The 22,928-nt window shown below is 39.0% G+C and carries 17 protein-coding genes and 1 tRNA gene; 17 read left to right on the top strand and 1 reads right to left on the bottom strand.

What is annotated here, in order from left to right:
- Position 1 precedes the first annotated feature (1 nt).
- The 5 genes from RM539_RS15460 to RM539_RS15440 all read left to right on the top strand — a co-directional run bounded on the left by RM539_RS15460 (position 2) and on the right by RM539_RS15440 (position 4,362).
- Positions 2 to 352, top strand: coding sequence for a DUF4260 domain-containing protein (locus RM539_RS15460; protein ID WP_311504320.1), 351 nt, complete (start codon positions 2 to 4; stop codon positions 350 to 352).
- Between the two features lies 1 nt (position 353).
- Positions 354 to 971 carry a DUF4230 domain-containing protein gene (locus tag RM539_RS15455; protein WP_311504319.1) on the top strand — a complete coding sequence of 206 codons (618 nt, stop codon included), beginning with the start codon at positions 354 to 356 and terminating at the stop codon, positions 969 to 971.
- A 55-nt stretch (positions 972 to 1,026) separates the two neighbouring features.
- Positions 1,027 to 1,389, top strand: a complete 363-nt coding sequence (locus tag RM539_RS15450) for an MmcQ/YjbR family DNA-binding protein (RefSeq protein WP_311504370.1) — start codon at positions 1,027 to 1,029, stop codon at positions 1,387 to 1,389.
- Positions 1,386 to 3,164 (top strand): MutS-related protein, encoded by a 1,779-nt coding sequence (locus RM539_RS15445; RefSeq protein WP_311504318.1) that lies wholly within the window; start codon positions 1,386 to 1,388, stop codon positions 3,162 to 3,164. The genes RM539_RS15450 and RM539_RS15445 overlap by 4 nt, the downstream gene beginning before the upstream one ends.
- A 193-nt stretch (positions 3,165 to 3,357) precedes the next feature.
- Positions 3,358 to 4,362: a metal-dependent hydrolase gene (locus tag RM539_RS15440; protein WP_311504317.1), complete on the top strand. Its 1,005-nt coding sequence runs from the start codon at positions 3,358 to 3,360 to the stop codon at positions 4,360 to 4,362.
- Positions 4,363 to 4,557: 195 nt separating this feature from the next.
- Here RM539_RS15440 and RM539_RS15435 read toward each other — a convergent pair whose 3' ends face one another.
- Positions 4,558 to 5,952: a dipeptidase gene (locus RM539_RS15435; protein ID WP_311504316.1), complete on the bottom strand. Its 1,395-nt coding sequence runs from the start codon at positions 5,950 to 5,952 to the stop codon at positions 4,558 to 4,560.
- A gap of 137 nt (positions 5,953 to 6,089) precedes the next feature.
- Between RM539_RS15435 and RM539_RS15430 the strand changes: the two genes are divergently transcribed.
- The 12 genes from RM539_RS15430 (at position 6,090) to RM539_RS15375 (ending at position 22,910) form a co-directional block, all read left to right on the top strand.
- Positions 6,090 to 6,171: transfer RNA gene (locus RM539_RS15430), tRNA-Leu, on the top strand.
- 355 nt (positions 6,172 to 6,526) lie between these two features.
- Positions 6,527 to 7,102 (top strand): RNA polymerase sigma factor, encoded by a 576-nt coding sequence (locus tag RM539_RS15425; RefSeq protein WP_311504315.1) that lies wholly within the window; start codon positions 6,527 to 6,529, stop codon positions 7,100 to 7,102.
- Positions 7,103 to 7,201: 99 nt separating this feature from the next.
- Complete coding sequence (locus tag RM539_RS15420; RefSeq protein WP_311504314.1) at positions 7,202 to 8,233, top strand: FecR family protein; 1,032 nt, start codon at positions 7,202 to 7,204, stop codon at positions 8,231 to 8,233.
- A gap of 17 nt (positions 8,234 to 8,250) precedes the next feature.
- A complete protein-coding gene (locus RM539_RS15415) occupies positions 8,251 to 11,718 on the top strand; it encodes a SusC/RagA family TonB-linked outer membrane protein (RefSeq protein WP_311504313.1) in 3,468 nt (1,155 codons plus the stop codon).
- 12 nt (positions 11,719 to 11,730) lie between these two features.
- Positions 11,731 to 13,215 (top strand): SusD/RagB family nutrient-binding outer membrane lipoprotein, encoded by a 1,485-nt coding sequence (locus tag RM539_RS15410; RefSeq protein WP_311504312.1) that lies wholly within the window; start codon positions 11,731 to 11,733, stop codon positions 13,213 to 13,215.
- Between the two features lie 15 nt (positions 13,216 to 13,230).
- Positions 13,231 to 13,713 (top strand): hypothetical protein, encoded by a 483-nt coding sequence (locus tag RM539_RS15405; RefSeq protein WP_311504311.1) that lies wholly within the window; start codon positions 13,231 to 13,233, stop codon positions 13,711 to 13,713.
- A gap of 30 nt (positions 13,714 to 13,743) precedes the next feature.
- A complete protein-coding gene (locus RM539_RS15400) occupies positions 13,744 to 14,871 on the top strand; it encodes a serine hydrolase domain-containing protein (RefSeq protein ID WP_311504310.1) in 1,128 nt (375 codons plus the stop codon).
- Between the two features lie 38 nt (positions 14,872 to 14,909).
- Positions 14,910 to 16,556: a hypothetical protein gene (locus RM539_RS15395; protein WP_311504309.1), complete on the top strand. Its 1,647-nt coding sequence runs from the start codon at positions 14,910 to 14,912 to the stop codon at positions 16,554 to 16,556.
- A gap of 94 nt (positions 16,557 to 16,650) precedes the next feature.
- The gene (locus tag RM539_RS15390; protein ID WP_311504308.1) at positions 16,651 to 18,204 is read left to right on the top strand and encodes a glutamate racemase; all 1,554 of its coding nucleotides are present in this window, start codon (positions 16,651 to 16,653) and stop codon (positions 18,202 to 18,204) included.
- The gene (locus tag RM539_RS15385) at positions 18,205 to 19,782 is read left to right on the top strand and encodes an N-acyl-D-amino-acid deacylase family protein (RefSeq protein WP_311504307.1); all 1,578 of its coding nucleotides are present in this window, start codon (positions 18,205 to 18,207) and stop codon (positions 19,780 to 19,782) included.
- Between the two features lie 31 nt (positions 19,783 to 19,813).
- The gene (ggt, locus tag RM539_RS15380) at positions 19,814 to 21,637 is read left to right on the top strand and encodes a gamma-glutamyltransferase (RefSeq protein WP_311504306.1); all 1,824 of its coding nucleotides are present in this window, start codon (positions 19,814 to 19,816) and stop codon (positions 21,635 to 21,637) included.
- Positions 21,638 to 21,668: 31 nt separating this feature from the next.
- Positions 21,669 to 22,910: an NAD(P)/FAD-dependent oxidoreductase gene (locus tag RM539_RS15375; protein ID WP_311504305.1), complete on the top strand. Its 1,242-nt coding sequence runs from the start codon at positions 21,669 to 21,671 to the stop codon at positions 22,908 to 22,910.
- The last annotated feature ends 18 nt before the right edge of the window (positions 22,911 to 22,928 follow it).

The following is a 22,928-nucleotide window of genomic DNA, read 5'->3' as shown; positions in this document are numbered from 1 at the left end:
GATGAAATATACTTTACAACTTGAAGAATTGGCCATGCTGGCTTTGGGTATATTTGCTTTTAGTTTTCTTGATCTTTCCTGGTGGTGGTTTATAGGCTTATTTTTTGTTCCGGATGTTGGGATGGCGGGTTATATTTTTGGGAACAAAGCAGGAGCTTTTACTTATAATCTTTGTCATCATAAAGGACTGGCCATAGTTTGTTGGATTTTAGGTTTCATGCTGCAAGCCCAGGTTTTACAATTAATAGGCTTAATTTTGTTTTCACATTCGGCTTTTGATCGTATTTTAGGATACGGCCTCAAGTATAAAAAGGGCTTTAAATTCACACATCTGGGAGAAATAGGTAAATAATATGGAGCTTTTGTTTATTGGCCTTGCCGCCGGTGCGGTGGTGGCTTATTTTATTTTTGCAAAATTCAATACGAAACGTTCAAAAGAAAATACCAGCGAACAGTCTGTAATTCTCATGGATAAAATCAGGAGCGTTTGCAAATTTATTACGGTGGAAGGCGATTTTTCTGAAATTTACCATTATGAAAATCTCAAAGAAAAATATCTCAGCCTTTTCCTCGGAAAAAAGAAAGCGATAATCCTGGTAAATGCCAAGGCGCATATAGGATTTGATCTTAGCAAGATTAGAATGGATAGTGATAATGAGAAAAAACGAATTGTCCTTACTAATTTTCCGCAACCGGAATTGCTCACCGTGGAAACCGATTTCAAGTATTATGACAAGCGTGAAGGCTGGGCAAACCCTTTTACCACTTCAGATTTAACCGATATTAACCGCGATGCGAAAAAACATATTGTAGATAAAATCCCGGAGAGCGGACTTTTTGAAAAGGCGAAAAAAGAAGCCTTGGGTACGATCCTGCTTATGGAAAAAATTGTGGAAACCATTGGCTGGAAACTTGATTATACTGCGCTTACTTTAGAAGAGGCGGAAGAAAGCAGGAAACTGGAGAAATAGTGTTGAAAGGAGATGCTGAAATAAGTTAAGCATGACGTGCGCCATGAAATTTGATATGGATATAGAGACATATAGAAACTACTGCATTGGAAAAAAAGGAGTGACCGAAGAACTGCCTTTTGGTCCTGATAATCTCGTTTTTAAAGTGATGGGCAAGATGTTTGCCCTGGCTGCTTTAGATGAAGTTCCGCTAAGGGTAAACCTGAAATGTGCTCCTGAAAGAGCTTTGGAATTACGGGAACAGCATGAGGAAAATATCCTTCCAGGGTATCACATGAACAAAAAGCATTGGAATACACTGGTGATGGATGGCCGGATAGGTAAGAAGCTGATTTTTGAACTTACCGATCATTCCTACGATCTGGTGTTTGCCGGGCTAACGGGAAAACAAAAGAAAAAACTGCGAAATTTAGAATGAAAAACGCTTTAGAATTTTATAAAAAACAGAAGGATCATCATGAAGAGCAGTTATCTGCGATCTCTAAAAAGTTAATGATTTCCAGTCTTGTCCGGTTGCTTGTTTTTCTGGCGATTTGTTATGGTATTTACTATTTCTTCGGAAATATGAATGTTCTGGTGCCTTTGGTAATTGGCGGGATTGCCCTTTTTCTTTTCCTGGTTTCCCGGCACAGCGATTTAAAAGATAAAAGCAATAAGCAGAAGGAGCTCATCGGGATAAACGAAACCGAAATTGATATCCTGAAAACACGAAATTTTTATCACTTGCCCGATGGAAAGGAATTCGATGATCCGCTACATGCTTACAGTCAGGACATTGACCTTTTTGGAAGAGGTTCTTTTTTTCAGTATCTAAACCGTACCGCTTTACAGGAAGGCAAAGGGAACCTGGCTGCAATTTTAAAAGGAAATGAAATTTCCAATATTTTAAAAAAACAGGAAGCAGTAAAAGATCTTGCTGAAAAAGCAGACTGGCGCCAGGAGTTTACCGCTCTGGCACGGCTGGTAAAAACCGAGACTCCTTCAGCCACAGTTTTAAACTGGTTTCAAAATTATAATTTTTTTGTGCCTGCTTTAATGAAATGGCTGCCGACCGTCTTTTCGTTGATTTCCGTAGCGGCTATCGCGGCTTATTCCTTTGATTACATTGGCGGAATTCAACTGGCGCTTTGGTTTTTTGCAGGTTTGCTTATCACAGGTTATTTTTTGAAAAAGATAAATCTGCTTTCCGGAAGTGTGAGCAAGGTCCAGGATACTTTTCATCAATATCATCACTTGTTGGCTCTGTTGGAAAGTGAAGATTTTTCTTCGGAAATAATGAAAGAGAATCAGCAGTTAATCCGTTCAGAAAAAGAAAAAGCTTCGGCTATTTTTAAGAAGTTTTCTAAAGCCATAGATGCACTCGATCAACGAAATAACATGCTTTTTGGCTTTTTTGCCAATGGATTTTTACTTTGGGATTTGCGGCAGAGTTACCGTCTGGAGAAATGGATTGGAAATTACAGGCAGAATGTGGAAAACTGGTTTAAAGTAATTGAATTTACCGATGCTTACAATTCCCTGGCGAATTTTGCTTTTAATCATGAGCATTATGTTTTTCCTGAAATCAGCAATAAGAATAGCGGAATTTCAGCCAAAAAACTTGCGCATCCGTTGCTCAATCCGCAGAAGCGAATTGCCAACGATTTCAGTATTGATAACGAAGAATTTTTTATTATCACCGGCGCAAATATGGCCGGGAAAAGTACCTTTTTAAGAACGGTTTCCCTGCAGATTGTGATGAGTAATATGGGGCTTCCGGTATGTGCCGAAAACTGTAATTATTCGCCAATAAAGTTGATTACCAGTATGCGCACCAGCGATTCGCTGAATGACGATGAATCCTACTTTTTTTCAGAATTAAAAAGGCTGAAATATATTGTGGATGAAGTTAAAACAGACCGTTATTTTATTATTCTGGATGAAATTCTGAAGGGCACAAACAGTACCGATAAGGCGATTGGAAGTAAAAAATTTATTCGGAAACTGGTAAGTTCCAATTCCACCGGAATTATCGCTACGCACGATTTGAGTTTATGTGAAATCACTTCGGAACTGCCGCAGGTTAAAAATCATTATTTTGATGCTGAAATTTTTAACGACGAACTTAATTTCGACTATAAATTTAAAGACGGAATTTGCCAGAATATGAATGCTTCTTTCCTGCTTCGGAAGATGGAAATTGTAGATGAATGAAGATAAGGTTAGAGGTACGAGGTTTGAAGTTTGCAGAAGTGGAAAGTGAGAAGAAAATGATTAGGGAGCAAAAATGTAAAATAAATCTTACAAAGCATGAAAAGTCCCCTCAATTTTTTAATGAGAACTAATAAAAAATTTAAACAAACAGCTTGCTGAAATAATTTAAAATTCGGCATTCAAAATAATAATTGTGGATTCTTTAACGCAAATAGTATTAGGCGCTTCGGTAGGAGAAGTGGTGCTGGGAAAAAAAGTTGGTAATAAAGCTATGCTTTATGGTGCTATAGCCGGAACCATTCCCGACCTGGATACTTTTGCAACCTATTTTACCGATACAATCACTGCTATTGAAATCCACCGCGGGTTTAGTCATTCCATTATTTTCTCGATTTTATTTGCACCAATTTTCGGCTGGCTTATTTCCAAAATCGAAAAGAAATCGGAGACTAATTGGAAGGACTGGTCAAAATTGATGTTTTGGGGATTACTTACACATCCTTTGCTGGACGCGCATACCACCTGGGGAACCCAGCTTTTCTGGCCTCTGGATATGGAACTGGCTTACAAAAACATCTTTGTGATAGATCCGCTATATACACTCCCTTTCCTGATATTTCTCATTCTGGCGATGTTTCAGAAAAAAGGAACGGAAAAGCGGCGCAAATTGAATTATTGGGGATTACGCATTAGTACCTTTTACCTGCTGGTGATCACTTTGATGCTTAAAGGCTATACTCTCGGAAAATTTACCGATGCTTTGGAGGCACAGGGATATAACTACAAAGAAATAGAAACCAAACCGTCTCCTTTTAATACCATTCTCTGGACAGCTAATGTGGAGCTAAAAGATAAATATCTTATCGGAGATTATTCAATTTTTGATTCACAGCCCATAAAATTTCAGGAATATCCAAAAAATCATTATCTGCTGGGAGATTTAAAAGGCGATAGAAATGTGCAACGCTTAATCGATATTTCCAACGGCTGGTACACCATCAGCAAAAAGAACGGGAATTTATATTTTAACGATTTACGCTTTGGAACATTAAACCCGGATTCAAAAGATGGCAGTTTTGTTTTTAGTTATGAACTTATTAAGCAGAATGGCAGTATTGATGCAAGAGAAGTGGAAAAGGGCAGGGGAGATGCGAAAAAATTACTGGCAGATCTTGGCGATAGGATTTTAGGAAATTAACTTTCCTGTACTTAGCTTCTTCAGCTAAAATAAATGAATAAACTACCTTTTGCCGTTCAATTGAATACATGATGAACTTATAAACATAATTAAAGAAAAAGAGCGGCTCCAAATGTAAAAAAGTCTGATGATTTAATTAAAAAACCTCACAGGTTTTCAAATCTGTGAGGTTTAAGTTATATATAAATTACTATACTATTCCTCCTTCTTTAGTTCGGTGAAATATTTATAAAAATATGGAATGGTTTCAATGCCTTTCAGGTAATTCCAAATTCCGAAATGTTCGTTGGGAGAGTGAATGGCATCGGTATCGAGGCCAAAGCCCATTAAGATAATCTTGCTTTTCAGTTCTTTTTCAAACAAAGAAACAATAGGGATGCTTCCCCCGCTGCGTTGCGGGATTGGTGTTTTTCCGAAGGTTTCCTCATACGCTTTGCTCGCCGCCTGGTAGCCTGGGTTATCTATAGGAGTTACATAGGCATACCCGCCATGATGAGGTTTTACTTCCACCGTAACCGCATCGGGTGCTATTTGGTCAAAATAGTTTTTAAATAACTGGGTAATCTCTTTCCAGTCCTGGTTGGGCACTAAGCGCATAGAAATTTTAGCAAATGCCTTTGAAGGTAACACAGTTTTAGCACCTTCTCCTATGTAACCGCCCCATATCCCGTTTACATCTAAAGTTGGGCGGATAGAGGCCCTTTCGAGAGTGGAATAACCGGCTTCCCCGTAAACATCTTTGATTTTCAGCTTGTTTTTGTACTCTTCTTCATTATATGGAGCTTCCGCCATTTTCCCCCTTTCTTCTGAAGTCAGTTCTTCTACATTGTCGTAAAAGCCGGGAATGCTAATGTGGTTATTCTCATCGGTAAGCGAAGCTATCATTTTGCTTAAAATATTGATAGGGTTTCCAACCGCCCCGCCATATAAACCGGAATGCAAATCGCGGTTTGGGCCGGTAACTTCAACCTCAATATAGGAGAGCCCGCGCAATCCGGTGGTAATAGAAGGAGTATCTTTGGAAATTATCCCGGTATCGGAAATAAGGATCACATCATTGGCCAGTTTTTCTTTATTGTTTTCAATAAACCATCCAAGATGTTCGCTTCCTACTTCTTCCTCCCCTTCAATCATAAATTTTATATTGCAGGGCAGCTCATTATTTTTGGTCATATATTCCAGCGCCTTTACATGCATATACATCTGGCCTTTATCGTCGCAAGCACCACGGGCGTAAATAGCACCATCGGGATGAATTTCGGTGTTTTTGATCACCGGTTCAAAAGGCGGATTATCCCAAAGCTCCAGCGGGTCCGGCGGCTGTACATCGTAATGGCCGTAAACCAGTACTGTTGGTAGACTACTATCGATTATTTTTTCACCATAAACCACCGGCTGGCCCGGGGTTTTACAAATTTCAACCTTTTCGCAACCGGCATCCTCTAAACTTGCTTTTACTGCTTTGGCAGTTTTCAGCATATCTTTTTTATAGTTGGAATCGGCGCTTATGGAAGGTATTTTTAAAAGCTCTATAAGTTCCTGAACAAAACGATCTTTATCCTGGTCTACATAAGTTTTGATGTCTTGCATTTTGTGGTTTTAGAATTCACCCAAAGGTAAGAATTTGAAAATTTTCAATTTTTTTTCTGAAGCTGTTTGATAATTGAAACATTTCTTTATATTTGCATCCGCTAACGAAATAAAGTTTAGCAGAATTGTCCAAACAAGCGGGCGTGGTGGAATTGGTAGACACGCTAGACTTAGGATCTAGTGCCTTACGGTGTGAGAGTTCGAGTCTCTCCGCCCGCACAGAAAGCTCTTCAGGAATGAAGGGCTTTTTTATTTTTAATATATTTTAGTTGAAAACGATCTTGTTTTCATCATAATCTTAATCCCAGAAGCGTTAAGATCAGGAGATAAGGACTGTGTATGAAAAGCCTGCAAGTGTGGATTACGATTTTTTTGGCCTGTGCACAACTAAAATTAAGATTTTTAGGTTCCGATTTTAGTTTTTTAATAAAAAGCTATTTTCTCAAATCATTTTCTACAGGAGGTATTTCTCTGCTGCAATGCAAATTGTATATTTCCATTTTTAAATTCTTGAATCTGTACATAGAATATTTTCTTTAGTAAAGAAGATAATAGGTACACTGTTTTTCAATTTATGTCCAATATCGGTAATTACGAAAATCTAGATGATATGGAACTATGGGAAGACCTGCGCAACAATGACAGGGATGCCCTTAATGAAATTTACAGGAGGTATATAGATGTTCTCTATGCTTATGGAAATAGAATCTCTAATGATCATGGACTTGTTGAAGATAGTATTCAGGAGGTCTTTATAACTATTTGGGAAAAGCGGCAAAAAATTAAAAAAACCACCTCTGTCAAATTCTATCTCTTCAAATCTTTAAAGCGAAGAATCTTCAGGAATCTTAAGAGTAGTAAAAAGTTTGGATTTCAATACGATTTTTCTGAATCTAGTCTTGCCGCCAAACTCAGAACCGAGCCTACAACTGAGACCTTGGATGAGGTAACAATAAAAAAAATACATCAAAGCCTTAATCAACTTACTAACAGACAAAAAGAAATTATCTATTTACGCTTCTATGCAAGACTGGAATACCCCGAAATAGCCGAAGTGATGGGACTTACCGTAAAAGCTACCTATAAGCTTTTAGCCCGTGCTATTCAGCGTTTAAAGGATAATTTTAGGTTTACTTTAATCTTTTTGTAAAACTTTTATGAAAAAATGGGGTAAATTCTCAAAGCTGTGCATTTACTGATAACAAACTAGTTGAATTTCGCGCGTTTTTCATCTAAACATTTAAATCAAATGAACAGGTATCAAAGCTATAATGCTGCCGATTTTATTGGAGATGACTACTTCTTAAATTGGGTATTGTCTGGTGATAAAAAGTCTGATGCTTTCTGGAGAAACTGGTTATCTCAAAATCCTCATAAACAGGAGGAAGTTGATAAAGCCATTAAGATTATAAGATCTCTGGAATTTAAAGACGAGGTAGTATTAAACCCTTTTCAGAAGGAGAAATTACTGGATAAGATCAACTCCAGGATTAATACTTTGGAGGAGAGGGAAAATAAATCTCAATCCCTTTTAAGCCGAAGAGGTTTACGTTATGCCACAGGGATTGCAGCAGGCTTTGCTATTGTAGCGTTTCTAAGCTATTTTTTTATTACTAATTTTCAGCGAACTACTATAAGTACAGATTATGCTGAAAAACGGGAGATGGTTTTACCAGATGGATCTTCAGTTATTCTTAATGCCAATTCAGAAATTTCGTATGCCAAAGATTGGAATGAGGAATCTGTTAGGGAAGTATGGCTGAAAGGAGAAGCTTTCTTTCAGGTAGTAAAAATTCGTGGAGAAGAAAATATTCCAAAAACTTTTCTTGTTCATTCTGGAAACCTTGATGTAGAGGTGCTCGGCACTTCCTTTAATCTTGGAGAACGTAGGGGGGAGACTCAGGTAACCCTTTTAACTGGTAAAGTTAAAGTGGAGAATAAGCTGGATAAAAGCGCAGACCCCATTTTTCTTAAACCCGGCGAACACGCCGAACTCTCTAACGAAAACAAGGTTCTTAAAAAATCTAGAGTCAATACCCGGAAATATGCAAGCTGGGTAGATGATATAATGATTTTTGAAGGTGCTGAATTACGTGAAGTTAAACATGTGCTTGAAGATAATTTCGGATTGGAAGTGGTCTTTAAAGACAAAAAGCTTTTGCAACGTAAATTCACCGGGATAATTAAAACCGGCAATATAGAAGAGTTTCTTAGAACCCTGGAACTGTCATTTGATATAGATGTTACTAAAGAGAACGGAAAAATAATTTTTCGAAAGTAACTAAAACTATCTAAAACATGTTGAAATTCGTACAGCCTTTATTGGGTGTCACGATGTTCATGGGAATATTCTTTTATTCTCATGCGGCAAGCTCGCAGCAGCAGCTGGCATCGGTACAACCGCTTCAGGAAAAAGTAAAAAAATCCTCTCGGGAGATTTCTCTAAAGAAGCTCCTTAACGAGATATCTAAAGAATTAGGAATTCATTTTAATTACGACAGTAATCTGGTAGAGAGCCAGTTAATTAAAATGGATGAAATTAAAATACACAAAGGAGAACTCGAGAAATCTCTTAAAGAAGTGCTTAAAAAGGTAAATCTGGATATCGAGCGTATAGAGAATGATAATTATGTGATTTTCTCTCCTTCTACACAAACTGGAGCCAATCTTCAAAAATCTTTTGAAAATACGGTACCTGCTAATAAAAGTGAGGGAAATATAAATAGGGATTTCGCAACACAGGCTTCAGCAATACAGGATTTTCGGGTAAATGGTAAAATAGAAGATGAAGACGGTTTACCGTTACCTGGTGTTACGGTGGTAGAGAAGGGCACATCTAATGGCACCGTTACCAATATGGAAGGAAATTATAACCTGCAAGTTTCAGGAAATGATGTTGTACTTGTATTCTCTTTTATAGGTTATGAAACGAAAGAGGTGGAGATTGACGGAAGAGAGAACGTAAATATAACATTGGAAGTTAGCTCTGAAGCCTTGGATGAAGTAGTAGTAACTTCTTTTGGTGTAAAACAGGAGAAGAAAGCCTTAGGATACGCAGTACAGGAGGTTTCGGGAGAAGAAATTGCGCGAACCGAAGAACCAAATTTAGTAAATGCACTTCGCGGTAAAGTGGCCGGGGTTTCTATTAATAGTTCTAGTGGTGCCGCAGGTGCCGGTGCAAATATTATAATTAGGGGCATTACCTCGCTTAGTCCTTCTGGCGATAACCAACCCCTATTTGTGGTAGATGGAATGCCAATTTCTAACTCTACAACTTCAGGAAGTGTTTTGCCAAGTGAAGGTTCTGCAGCCTCAGGAAGTAACGAACAATATTCCTTTACCAATCGTGCTGCTGATATTAATCCTGAAGATATTGAGTCCATTTCAATCCTGAAAGGCCCATCGGCTACAGCATTATATGGACTTAGAGCTGCAAATGGTGCTGTAATTATAACTACTAAAAAGGGTAAGGAAGGTAGAACCCAGGTTAGGGTAAAAAGTACCGTTGCTTTTGAAGAAGTAAATAAAACACCAGATATTCAAATGACTTATCGTGAAGGTTGGAGAGGCCGTGCACGTGCCTTTGAAGATCCCGATAGCCGCTTTGGATATACATATGGTTATTATACCTGGGGACCACCAAATGGTCCTTTAGATAACCCTGCAAATCCTCACGAAGAATTTTATAGAACTGGACTGAGGTTTAATAATTATGCGAGTATTTCTGGAGGAACCAATAAGACTAATTTTTATACTTCGGTTTCTAATATGAATCAGGAAGGAATTGTGCCAAATACCAATTATAACCGTACCACCATCAAAATAAGCGGGGAAACAACCTTAGCTGAAAATTTTAAGGTTTCCGGTAGTGCCAATTATACGAATTCCGGAGGTAGCAGGCCTAACGGCGGGGACAAATCTGTAGTAAGTAATCTTAGAAGGTGGTCTCCTACCATAGATGTTAACGATTACCTTATGCCGGATGGATCTGAAAAAGATTATACCAATGGAGTAATTAATAATCCATTATATCTAGCCATGAATAGCACCTTTGAGGATGATGTAAACAGGATTATAGGAAATGTCGGTTTTAACTATACTCCTTTTGAATGGATGACTGTAGATTATAAAATTGGATTGGACTATTATAATGACAGTAGGGTTAGATTTGCTGCGAATGACATTAAAGTAGCTATCCCGGTTAATGGGTTTATGATAGAGGAGAACATCAACTACAAAGAAATAAACTCCAATTTCCTTGTTACGCTACAAAAAGATTTTAATCAGGATTTTTCCGGATCTCTTACACTGGGGAATCAGGTTACCGATATCAATTACGACAGGTTAAATACCAGGGGAGAAGGTTTTAATTTGCCAGATTTTGAAGACCTTAGTAATACCACCAACCTTTTTACAAATAAAAACGCTTATACCAGGAGATTGGTAGGTGTCTTTGCCGATGCAAAACTGAATTATAAAGAAACACTGTTTTTAAATGTAACCGCCCGAAATGACTGGTCTTCTACATTGCCAAGAGAAAACAGATCATTCTTTTATCCTTCAGTTAATATGGGTTATATATTTACAGAAACCCTGGACACTCAGCAGGATGATTTTCTTAGCTATGGTAAATTAAGGGCTTCCTGGGCAAAGGTTGGTAAAGATGCTTCCCCTTATGTTGTAGGGCAGTATTTTGAAGGAACTCCCGGATTTCCGTTAAACGGAATTGGTGGCTTCAAAAAATCGAATTCTGCAGGAGATTTAAATTTAAAGCCTGAAACCACCACTTCTTATGAATTTGGTACAGATTTGAGGTTTTGGGGTAATAGGATTGGGGTAGATTTGACCTATTTCCAACAAGCCAGTAAAAACCAAATTGTCTCTTTCCCGGTAAGTAATCCAAGCGGGTTATCAAGATTCACAACTAATGCAGGTGAGATAGAGAGCACCGGTATAGAAGCTCTAATAGATATTAGGCCTGTGCAAACAGATGATTTTTCCTGGGATATAACCCTAAACTGGTCCCGGATTAGGAGTGAAGTTTTAAGCCTTCCGGAAGGATTGGAAGTTATAGAGTTTCAAAGTTCTGCAGAAGGTGTTACCAGCAGGGTTCTTGAAGGGGGGTCTCCGGGCGATTTGTATGGTTATGGATATGAACGAACAGCGAATGGCGAGTTACTTATAGATGACGCCGGTTTTCCAAATGTAGACAGGGATTCTTTAAAATATGTAGGTTCGGCAATGCCAGATTGGACCGGTGGAATAACAAATTCTTTTTCCTATAAAAACTTCAATCTTTCTTTTCTTGTGGAAGTTAAGCAGGGAGGTGACGCTTATGACGAAAGTCGTATAAACGATTGGGAATTTGGTACTATCACCGCTACTAACGATAGGTATAAAGAAGTTATATTCCAGGGCGTAACTGCTAATGGGCAACCCAATACACAACCCGTGATCCTGGATCAGGATTATTACAGGTTATCGCGCTACAATGCCGCTTCAGAATTATTGATGCAGGATGCTTCCTGGGTTAGGTTAAGAAGTGCTTCGTTATCTTACCGATTGCCAAATTCTATTTTAGACAGAACTTTTTTCACTGGGATAACCTTAAGTGCAACCGGTAACAACCTGTTGCTCATTACACCTTTTGAAGGTTACGATCCCGAAGGAACAACTTATAGTGCCGGAAGTAATGCTTTTGGATTAACAGGTTATAATATACCTAATACCAGAAGTGTGATTTTTGGCCTAAGTCTTAATTTTTAAAAAATTATAAGGATGATGAAAACGAGATTAACATACCAATATCTTCTTATATGCTGCATGCTAGTCATGAGTACAGGATGTGAAGATTATCTGGACGCAAACAACGATCCTAATAGAATTAGCGAAGAAGAAGTTGAAATGGAGGTTATATTACCAACATCAATTTACTATCTTGCTGATACTTATTACGAAATAGCTTATTTCACAAGTCAATATACCCAACAGTCTTCCTCAGTTGGAAATAATGGTCCTAGTAACCAAAATGAACTTTCGCTTACTTCGGCCTGGGTAAACATTTATCTCGACGGGCTTACTTCGGCAAAAACCATTATTGATAAAGCAACTGAAGCCGAAGCTTATCATTATCGGGGTATTGCTAAAGTACTTCGGGTGATGAACATTGGAATAGCAACAGATCACTGGGGAGCCATTCCTTTTGATGAGGCATTAATGGAAGAAGAAAATTTTAGTCCTTCTTACAATAAACAAAGCTATATCTATTCGCAAATTCCCGGTTTACTGGATGACGCTATTGCCGATCTTGAGATGGAAGACAATACCATTTACCAGCCCGGTGAAGAAGATCTTGTTTATGAGGGAGATATCTCTAAATGGATAAAACTGGCTTATACCTTAAAAGCCCGTTATGCTATTCATTTAACCAAAAAGGGTACTGTTGAGGCTGCTCAGAATGCACTGGATGCTCTCGAACATGGCATGGATAGTAATGCAGATGATTTTGGCCTGGATTATTCTACAAGAAATTTTAATCCATGGTATGCAGATGTTGTTTTGGCAGGCCAAACGGGAAATTCAAATCTTATTGTTTCTGAACAAGTTGTTCAATATATGGACGGCACCAGCTATCCGTTTGCCAGTGCAGAATTGGATAACGACCCACGCCTGGATATTATCGCCTTTAATGAAGCTGAAGGGGAACCGCTTATAGGTGGTATTAATGGTGCCGGAAAAGGAGCCGCGAATGCCCGTTTCGCGGAAGACAGCTACTACACCTCGCAAACGGCCCCTGTTGAAATGGTAACCTATGCAGAACATAAGTTCATAGAGGCCGAAGCCAGGTTTTTGCTTAATGGAGGTAATGCAAGAAGCGAAGGTTCTACACAAGAAGCTTACCAGGCTTATCTTGAAGGAATAGAAGCCAATATGAATAAAATTGGTGTAAGTTCAGCAGAGGCAGATCTATATCTTTCTGATGCAAGTATAGCTGTGGGTGCAGATAACCTGAGTCTGGACCTTATTATGAAAGAAAAATATCTGGCTATGTTTCTTCATCCGGAAATTTGGACAGATATGCGTCGCTACGATTATAACGAAAATGTGTACAAAGATCTTGCGCTTCCGGTAGCCCACAATCCATTTCTTGAAGGCCGCTGGGTAAGAAGGGTGAGGTACCCGGATTCTGAATACAGCCGGAACGATGTAAATGTACAGGAAGCAACAAAAGATGTTTCTACCAGATTATGGTGGGACCAATAAATAAATAAAACACAAATGAAAAATATATCGAAAATACTATTCTTAGGGCTTATTGCCATAGCGGTTACTTCTTGTTATAACGATGACCTATGGCTTGATGAAAACGCAGAGGAGACGGGAAGGAGCACCCCTGTTATTGCCAGTTTTACCACGGCAGATGGAGATTATTCCCCCGGTTCAGAAATAACCCTGGACTTAAGGTACTGGTCTAACGATTCCATAGAACAGGTAGATTTCTTTGCCCAGGTAGACGGGCATCCCGAACTGGACGATTTAAGGGTTTTCCCTTATGAGGAAGCCTACTCTGCGCTAAGTAGAACAGATTCCCTTTTAATTGATTATACCGTTCCAAATGTTCCAAGCGGAACAGAGTTTGAATTCCAGGTGGTAGTTAGAAACGTAAACGGCCTTACTGCAACTTTAGATGAAGTTAGAGAAAGTCCTACCGGAGTAGTACAAGGTCGTGACGGAGGCGTAATTAATTTTGAAGTGGAGTAAGATTCACCAAGCTTAATAAAAAATTTAAAAATGAAAAAAATAAAAATAATGATACAACAGTTTCTTATAGTTTTTGTCTTGATGGCGAGTATATTTTCCTGTTCTGAAGACGAAAATACCACAACTACAGATGATGATGCAAACCCTAATCCCAATCCCGAAGTGGAGGTGTCTTATGATATTCCCGAAGGTGAACCGGAGGATCTTGGCTTTGATGCCGAAGAATTCCCTAAAGTAGACAGTCGTGCAGCTCTAATGGAGCGTTTGCACAGCCTGCTTGTTATTAAAAACGATACGCTGGTATTTGAAAATTATTATAATAATTTTTCAGAAGGTCAGGCAAGTAACCTTAAGTCTTCTTCAAAAAGTATCCTTAACCTTTTAATTGGTATTGCGATAGAAGAAGGTTTTATAGAAAGTATAGATGAAACTTTATACGATTATGTACCGGAAATCTACAACGATGAAATGGATCCGCGGAAAAAGGAAATTACGATAGAACATCTTATGACGATGACTTCAGGCCTGGAATCTACCAGTCTGGATAATTACTCTGGCTGGACAAATAGTGACGACTGGTTACGCTATGCACTAGAGTTGCCTATGGAAGCAGATCCCGGGGAATGGTTTGCTTACAGTACAGGAGATACGCACCTGCTTTCGGCAATTATTACCGAAGCAACCGGGATGAGTTCCCTGGAATTTGCCCAACAATATCTTTACGAACCTATGGAGATAGAAGTTACCCGTTGGGACGAGGATCCACAGGGCTATAACGAAGGGGGAAATAATGTATATGTAAAACCATACGATCTGGCCAAAATAGGAATAATGGTGAAAAATGGGGGTGTTTACAGGGACAAGCGTATTGTGCCTGAAGACTGGATTGAAGAGAGCATAAAATTTCAGGTTGAACCCCAGGGCATTTCAAGACCTTTCGAAATAGAGGGCTACGGATATCTTTGGTGGTTGGTAAAAGCTAACCAGTATAGCACCTACTCTGCTATTGGCCACGGCGGACAATATATGATGACGATTCCAGATCTTGATATGATTGTAGTACTTACCTCTTTAAGTCAGGGGAGCACCCCGGGAGATCATTTTACAGATATCGCCAGTTTAGTAGAAGATTATATTCTCGCTTCGCTTGAAGAGTAGAAATAATTCTTTTACCAATTAATCTTAAAATTGAAATAATGAAAAATAATTATATAAATATAAAAGGAAAGCGGCCTTTTAGCTATTTATTAGCCTGCCTTTTGGTAGTTGGTCTTTTAGGCGTTTCCTGTTCGTCAGATGATGATCTCGAGGATATTGAAGAAGAGACCGCCAGGCAGGATGCCGAAATTAGTTTTGATCCCGAGTATTTTGGACAAAGTTTCAGCACAGCACCAGATTCTACGCACCAGTTTACCGTAAACATTAATAAAGGCCAAAAAGTGGCCACAGGTTTTTCGGTATACGAAAAAATAATTTCTGAGGGTGTGGTGGTTCAGGAAAGAACAGAACTGCCAGAATATCGCCGGGATTTAAGCGGAGAGGAAAGTGAAACGATCCAGTTTGAATATCATGTAGCTGAAGACCGGCAGGATAAAGATAAAATTACGTTAGATTTTGTGTTAGAGCAGGAAGAGGACGAAGTTTCAGAAGCTATGGTTTTGGAGGTAGAAAAAGAAGTTCCGGAGGAAGACCCGATTCAGGAAATAAATGATATTATTTATTATACGCAATTAGCCCTTGGCGGCCAGGATAATGCTGAAACCGGAAGTTTCTTTAATATAGAAGAAGCTACAAATTATACCCTTCCGGAAGCCAGTTCTAATCAGGAAAGTATAGACCTGGCGATGCTCGTAGGAGCATCTACCGGTATTAACTTCCTTGCCCCGGCGAGTAGCGGTTTCCAATATTTTGGCTCAGAAATCAGCGATGCAGTGTATGATGGCTGGGATATTAAAAATGAGGGTGAATTTGTGAATATTGGTAATCTGGAAGATGCAGAGGCAACTTTTGAAGGCTTAGAATATGCAGCCGATATTATCTCAGCCTACGAACAGGCACAGGCCAATGTCACCAATATTCCCGGCTATGTTGAGAACGAAAATGGCCCCGGAGACAGAGTTAGACGGGTAAATGTTGGTGATATAATTTTCTTTAAAACCGAAGGTGGCGCTATAGCCGTTCTAAAAATAACCTCCATACTGCCGGATACTGCCGGAATGGTAGAATTTGAAATGAAAACCGCTGCCGATCCTGACGCCGAACCGGTGGATCCCGGAGAAGATGAAGATGAGGATAATGAAGAAGGCGAACTTGCCCATTTTTCAGATATAGAAGTTGGGGGGCAGGATAATACAAGCGTTGGAAGTTATTTTAATATTTCAAACCAAACAGTTTACACCCTTGATGATGCTACTGCTGTTCAAGCTGAAATAAATTTTATAATGCTGTTAGGGGCAAGTACGGGAGTTAATTTCCTGGCGCCGGCAAGTAGCGGATTGCAGTATTTTGGTTCTGATATAGAAACCGCTGTCTATGAAGGCTGGGAGACTAAAAATGATGGACAATTTGTAAATATTGGCAATGCCGATACCGCAGCTCTTTTTGACGGGCTTTCTTCAGAAGAGGAACTTAACGAAGCCTATCAATCTGCTTTAGCTGAAGTAGAACAAATGGATGGTTATGTAGAAAACGAAAATGGTCCGGGAGATAGAATACGCCAGGTGAAACAAGACGATGTGATTTTCTTTGAAGCTGAAGATGGTACTCTGATTGTTTTTAAAGTTAATCAGCTGGCCACCGAGACTTCCGGTTCTGTTATTTTTGAAATGAAAACAGCAAATTAGCCAGAAATAATTAAGTCTGATTAAGAAAAATTGGTGATTATACCTTTTTTCTTTTCAGGCTTTTTTATTCAATTTTAAATAAAAAGAATAGCAAATGAAATATTTTAAAAGTCAATATCTAATGGCTTTACTGGTAGTCTTTGGGATTTCCTGTAAAGAAACCAATACAAAAGATGTTGCAAAAAACGAAAGTTCCGAAGAAAAAGAACGGGCGATAATTTCTACGATTTTAGAGAAAGAAGATTCTTTTTACCATGTGAATTTTGATGATTATCCCGAGATGGATAACAGCCTTCCTATCGGGGTTTTTGATTCCGGTACCGGGGGATTAACTGTGCTGGACGCGCTGGTTAATTTTGACGGCTACAACAACGAAAACCAGGAAAAAGGTAGTGATGAGGTGCCCGATTTTAATTCAGAAAAATTTATCTATCTGGCAGATCAGGCCAATATGCCTTATGGTAACTATTCCAGTGAAGAAAAAACCGATTTGTTAATAGAGCATATCCTTAAAGATACGCAGTTCCTGCTTTCAGATAAATATTATCGCCAAGCGGGTGATACTGTATTCCAACGGGATAAGCAACCTGTGAAGTCTATTGTGATTGCCTGCAATACAGCTACCGCTTATGGGAGCGAATTTATAAGGGAGTTTATAGAGAAAACAGGAATAGAATTAAAAGTAATTGGGGTTATAGACGCGGGTGCTCGTGGTACGCTTGCTACTCTGGAAAAAGATGAAAACGGTTCTATTGGTGTAATGGCAACGGTGGGAACCATTGCTTCCAAAGGTTATGAAAATACGCTGTTAAAGGTGAAAGATGAATTGGGCTACACCGGCGAAATCCAGGTTTTTAACCAGGGTGGCCACGGAATTGCCGAAGCCGTAGACGAAGAACCTGATTTTATTAATAAAGACCTCGAAAAACCACGTGAAGATTATCGTGGACCTTCTTTAAATGATGAAAACTTCAAGATTGACAGGACTTTGATGGATATCTACAATTTCGATTTTGATCATAATAAAATGCTATGTGACAGTAAAAATACCGATGATTGCCAGATCCTTCAAATCAACGATTCTGAAAATTATGTGCGTTATCACGTGGTGAGTTTGTTGGAAAAAATCAGGAATGCTGATAATCCACAGCCATTAAAGGCTATTGTATTGGGTTGTACGCATTATCCTTATTTAACCGAAGAAATCAACCAGGTTTTGGATGAACTTTATAATTACCAGAAAAATGGCGAACATATTTATCGCGATTTTATGGCAGAAGATATTGCTATTGTAGATCCCGCGGTAAATGTTGCCGATGAGTTGTATGTTTATATGAAGCAGAAAAGCCTTTTCAATCCTTCCGGGGATATTATGAACAGCGAATTCTTTATTAGCGTTCCCAATACCGAAAATGAAAATGTTCAGCTAGACGACAACGGAAGATTTCCATACGATTATAAATATGGAAGAACCGAAGGCGAAATCCAGGAATATGTAAAAGTAGTTCCTTTTAGTAAGAATAATATTTCAGAAGAAACGCTGGATCGGTTTAAAAATTCAATACCTGAAACTTACAAACTGGTAGAGGAATTTACACGTTCCAACCCGAAAACCGAATATTTAGATGAATCAGCAAGAATAGAATAAATGAAGAAAAAAATAAGATCCCTCAGTTTTTCAATTTTGGCTGCATTAATTGGCGTAATAGGTTGCGCAAATGCGCAAATTTCACAGCCAGACCTGTTAATTACCGGAGCCAAAGTTTTTATAGATAAAGAAACCGGGTTTAAAAACCTTGACGTTGGGGTGAAAAACGATAAAATTATGTTTTTGGGCAATGCTGCCTCCCAGAATTTTAAGACTACAAATATTATTAAAGCCGAAGGGAAAATTCTTTCTCCCGGCTTTATAGATCCGCATACGCACCTGTCTTACGACCTTTCGAGGGAAGACCGCAAAGCTAATTTGCCTTATTTAATGCAGGGAGTTACCACTATTGTTACCGGAAACGATGGCTCGAGTCCGCTTCCAATCGGGGAAAAACTCGATGAATGGCAAAAAAACGGCATTGGCACCAATGCCGCACTGTTAGTAGGGCACGGTTCGGTTCGGAAAGAAGTGCTGGGTTTAAAAGATGTGCAACCTAATGACCAGGAATTGAATAAAATGAAAGACCTGGTGGCTAAAGCGATGCAGGATGGGGCTTACGGCATTTCCACCGGACTTTTTTATTCCCCCGGAAGTTATTCTGAAACTAAAGAAATTATCGAACTTTCAAAGGTAGCTTCAGAGTATGGAGGCATCTACGACACGCATATGCGTGATGAAAGCAGCTATACCATAGGCTTAATAAAATCTGTAGAAGAGATTCTGGAGATTGCAGAGAAAGCCGATATCCCTGTTCATATCTCCCATATTAAAGCGTTGGGAAAAGATGTTTGGGGGAAGAGTGCTAAGGTTATTAAAATGGTAGAAGAGGCCCAGGAGAAAGGTTTGGAAGTAACCGCGAATCAATATCCATATCCTGCCTCCCGGACTAACCTTATTGCTGCGGTAATCCCAAGATGGGCAGAAGATGGCGGGTATGATAGTTTGCTGAAGCGTTTTCAGGATAAAACTATTCAGGACAGTTTACAGGCCGGCATTAAGGAAAATATCAGAAGGCGTGGTGGCCCTGAAACACTTATTTTTTCTTCTGCGGAAGATGAAAAATTAAATGGACTTTCACTGGAGGAAATTGCCGAAAATTGGGAATTAACTCCTACTGAAGCCGTAATTAAAGCACTTAAAGCCGATGGTGAAATAAGAGTGGTAAGTTATAATATGACCGAGGAAGATTTAAATGCTTTTATGCAACAGGATTGGGTGATGACCGGATCTGATGGAACTCCTGGGCATCCCAGGAAATACGGTTCATTTTCAACAAAAATGAGAAAGTATTATAAAGAAGACGGTATTATAGATTTGCCTTTTTTACTGCACAACCAGTCAGTTCAGGTAGCGGAAACATTTGGTTTTGAAAAGCGGGGAAAAATTGAAGAAGGCAATTATGCCGATTTGATCCTTTTTGATCCGGATAAAGTGATAGACCACGCCACCTTTGATGAACCTTCCAAATTGGCATCAGGAATGAGCCTAGTTATAGTTAATGGTGAAATTGCTGTAAAAGATGGAGAATTCACTGGTAAACTCCCGGGAAAAGCACTAAGACATATAAATAAATAAAATATTTTTTTGATTGCTTGAATCAGCTGGAATGACAGGAAAAAACGGACATACCTGTCTTTTCAGCTGTTTATTCGACAAGCACAACAGGAAAATTTTAGTAACTGCAAAAAATGATGTTTATAACATGAGAAAAAATATTAGAATTTTAGTTCATATTCTTATCACCACCTGCCTTTTAGCTTGTGCGGATTCCCAAAAAGTTTTTAAGGATACCACTACAAACGGTAAATCGGCATTTTCGCAAAACGGAATGGTGGTGACTGCCCATCCTCAAGCTACCAAAGTAGGATACGAAATACTTAAAAAAGGGGGGAATTCAATAGATGCCATGGTAGGCGTACATTTTGCCCTGGCTGTGGTTTATCCTTCTGCCGGGAACCTTGGAGGAGGAGGTTTTATGATGTACAGAGAAAATAACGGTGAAGTTTTTTCACTGGATTTCCGGGAGAAAGCATCTGGAAACGCATATGAAGACATGTATTTAGATGAAGATGGGAATGTGATTGAAGGGGAGAGTTTATATGGACAGAAAGCTTCAGGCGTACCTGGTTCTGTAGATGGAATGTTAACAGCACATCAGAAATTTGGTTCATTGCCTTTTTCTGAATTAATAGAGCCGGCTATAAAACTGGCGAAAAAGGGATTCCTTGTTACCTCCAAACAGGCGCGGAACTATAATCATTATAAGGATGCTTTTATAGAACATAACCGTAATCCGGGCACAGTGCAATTAGTTAAAGAGAAAGAATGGAAAGAAGGCGATTTACTTGTACAAAAAGATCTTGCCAAGACCCTTGAGCGTATTAAGGAAAATGGAAGAGCTGGTTTTTACGAGGGAAAAACTGCCGAACTCCTGGTAGCAGAAATGAATGCAGGAAATGGCATCATAACTCTTGAAGACTTAAAGAACTATCATTCCACCTGGAGAGAACCTGTTACCGGGAATTATAGGGATTTTAAGGTATACAGTATGGCACCTTCCAGTAGCGGGGGGATAGCATTGGTCCAACTTCTAAAAATGTCCGAACATTTTCCTCTGTCAGAATTTGGATCCAAATCTGCAAAAACAATACATGTAATGACAGAGATGGAAAGAAGGGTCTATGCAGACAGGGCAAAGCATCTGGGAGATTCAGATTTCTGGGATGTCCCCACAGATGAACTTCTGGATGATAAATATATAGCCAGTAGAGTAGAGCAAATTGATTTGTCTCAGGCAACAAGCAGTGAAGAGGTAAGGGCTATGGATCTTGATAATATTAATGAAAGTGAGGAAACCACTCATTATTCAATTATTGATATGCAAGGTAATGCAGTGTCTTTAACCACTACGATAAATTCAGCTTATGGATCTAAAGTTTTTGTGGAAGGTGCCGGTTTTCTAATGAATAATGAAATGGACGATTTTAGCAGTAAACCTGGTGTTCCAAATAAATACGGACTTTTAGGCGGTGCTGCAAATTCTATTCAGCCTGGTAAACGCATGCTTAGTGCGATGACTCCCACAATACTTGAGAAGGATGGGAAATTATTTATGGTTGTAGGAACGCCGGGAGGTTCCACTATTATTACATCAGTTTACCAAACCATACTAAATGTAATAGACCATGAAATGAGTATGACCGGAGCGGTTTCAGAAAAAAGGTTTCATCATCAATGGAAGCCGGATCAAATTTATATGGAAGAGGGTGCTATAGAAGAAAGTGTGATTAAAGAATTGAATGGGATGGGTCATAAGGTGAAGAGGCGAAGTTCTATAGGTAAAGTTGATGCTATTCTGGTAAGGCCTGATGGATCATACGAAGGTGCGGCAGATCCTCGTGGGGATGATTGGGCTATAGGAATAGAGTAGATATGAGTAACTGAAATAAAATTCTGGTACTATGAAAAAGGTAGTAGTCATAGGAGGTGGTATCTCTGGCTTATGTTCTTCTTACTATCTCCTAAAAGAGGGTTTCGAAGTTAGCGTAATAGATAAAGGAGATTTAACAGAAGGGGCATCTAATATAAATGCAGGTTATTCCACCCCTAGCCATATTATTTCACTGGCCGCACCGGGGATGATAAACAAAGGCCTTAAATGGATGTTTGACAGTAGTAGTCCTTTTTACATAAAGCCCCGGCTGGATCTTCAATTTTTGGACTGGGCATGGAAATTTAAAAAATCAGCTAAAAAGGCTAAGGTGGAACAATCCATTCCTGTGCTCAAGGAACTAAGCGTTAGAAGTCAAAATCTATATGAAGAGCTAAGATCATCGGTTAATTTTGAATCCCATTACGAGAAGAAAGGACTTCTGAATGTTTTTATGACACAGAAAGCTGCAGATGAAGAATTGGAAAAGGCCGAAAGGGTTAAGATGGAAAATTTGGAATTGGAAATTTTATCTAGAAATCAGGTTCTTAATTTGCAGCCGGGACTTTCTGAAGACGTTCTTGGGGCCGTTCACTACACCTGTGACTCTCATTCCACTCCCAATGATTTTATGTTGAAATTAAAGGACTGGCTTTCTGAGCATGGCGTGGTTTTTCATCTAAATGAGTCTGTAAAAGAACTCTACACTATGGGTGAGAAAATTGAAAAAATTAAAACAAACAAGGATATTCATAACGCAGATTTCTTTGTTATGGCTGCAGGAACCTGGACCCAGCAACTTGCCAGGCAAATTGGAGTTAAAATACCTCTGCAGGGTGGGAAAGGGTACAGTTTGAATGTTTACAGAGATATGGGAATTGATTTTCCAACTATCCTTACTGAGGCTAAAGTGGCAGTAACACCTATGGATGGCTTCACCCGGTTTTCGGGAACTATGGAGTTCTCAGGTAATAATACTTTTATTAGAAAAAACAGAATTTCAGCTATTGCAGATGCTGCTAAATTATATTATAAAGATGTACATATCACAGAAGGAGAAATGGCCAATGCGCGTTCTGGTTTAAGGCCTGTATCACCAGATGGCCTACCTTATATAGGCAAGACATCTAAATATAATAATATGGTAATTGCTGCAGGTCACGCTATGATTGGCTGGAGCCTGGGAGCTGTAACGGGGAAATTGGTAAGTGAAGTGATAACGGGTAAAAAAACCTCTGTAGATATTGCCCCTTTACGGCCTGAAAGGTTTTAATTAATTTCTTATCAATAC

This window comes from Autumnicola musiva (assembly GCF_031846585.1).
In the GTDB taxonomy this organism is placed as follows: Bacteria; Bacteroidota; Bacteroidia; order Flavobacteriales; family Flavobacteriaceae; genus Autumnicola; species Autumnicola musiva.
Note: the sequence above shows the minus strand (reverse complement) of the source record. Positions and strands in the feature narration are given on the sequence as shown.

What these genes read in the sequence shown, in the direction of transcription:
- RM539_RS15415 (WP_311504313.1), top strand. Translation starts at nt 8,251, where the DNA reads ATGTTGAAATTCGTACAGCCTTTATTGGGTGTCACGATGTTCATGGGA.
- RM539_RS15445 (WP_311504318.1), top strand. Translation starts at nt 1,386, where the DNA reads ATGAAAAACGCTTTAGAATTTTATAAAAAACAGAAGGATCATCATGAA.
- ggt (WP_311504306.1), top strand. Translation starts at nt 19,814, where the DNA reads ATGACAGGAAAAAACGGACATACCTGTCTTTTCAGCTGTTTATTCGAC.
- RM539_RS15460 (WP_311504320.1), top strand. Translation starts at nt 2, where the DNA reads ATGAAATATACTTTACAACTTGAAGAATTGGCCATGCTGGCTTTGGGT.
- RM539_RS15395 (WP_311504309.1), top strand. Translation starts at nt 14,910, where the DNA reads ATGAAAAATAATTATATAAATATAAAAGGAAAGCGGCCTTTTAGCTAT.
- RM539_RS15455 (WP_311504319.1), top strand. Translation starts at nt 354, where the DNA reads ATGGAGCTTTTGTTTATTGGCCTTGCCGCCGGTGCGGTGGTGGCTTAT.
- RM539_RS15375 (WP_311504305.1), top strand. Translation starts at nt 21,669, where the DNA reads ATGAAAAAGGTAGTAGTCATAGGAGGTGGTATCTCTGGCTTATGTTCT.
- RM539_RS15400 (WP_311504310.1), top strand. Translation starts at nt 13,744, where the DNA reads ATGAAAAAAATAAAAATAATGATACAACAGTTTCTTATAGTTTTTGTC.
- RM539_RS15425 (WP_311504315.1), top strand. Translation starts at nt 6,527, where the DNA reads ATGTCCAATATCGGTAATTACGAAAATCTAGATGATATGGAACTATGG.
- RM539_RS15435 (WP_311504316.1), bottom strand. Translation starts at nt 5,952, where the DNA reads ATGCAAGACATCAAAACTTATGTAGACCAGGATAAAGATCGTTTTGTT.
- RM539_RS15385 (WP_311504307.1), top strand. Translation starts at nt 18,205, where the DNA reads ATGAAGAAAAAAATAAGATCCCTCAGTTTTTCAATTTTGGCTGCATTA.
- RM539_RS15405 (WP_311504311.1), top strand. Translation starts at nt 13,231, where the DNA reads ATGAAAAATATATCGAAAATACTATTCTTAGGGCTTATTGCCATAGCG.
- RM539_RS15410 (WP_311504312.1), top strand. Translation starts at nt 11,731, where the DNA reads ATGATGAAAACGAGATTAACATACCAATATCTTCTTATATGCTGCATG.
- RM539_RS15390 (WP_311504308.1), top strand. Translation starts at nt 16,651, where the DNA reads ATGAAATATTTTAAAAGTCAATATCTAATGGCTTTACTGGTAGTCTTT.
- RM539_RS15450 (WP_311504370.1), top strand. Translation starts at nt 1,027, where the DNA reads ATGGATATAGAGACATATAGAAACTACTGCATTGGAAAAAAAGGAGTG.
- RM539_RS15420 (WP_311504314.1), top strand. Translation starts at nt 7,202, where the DNA reads ATGAACAGGTATCAAAGCTATAATGCTGCCGATTTTATTGGAGATGAC.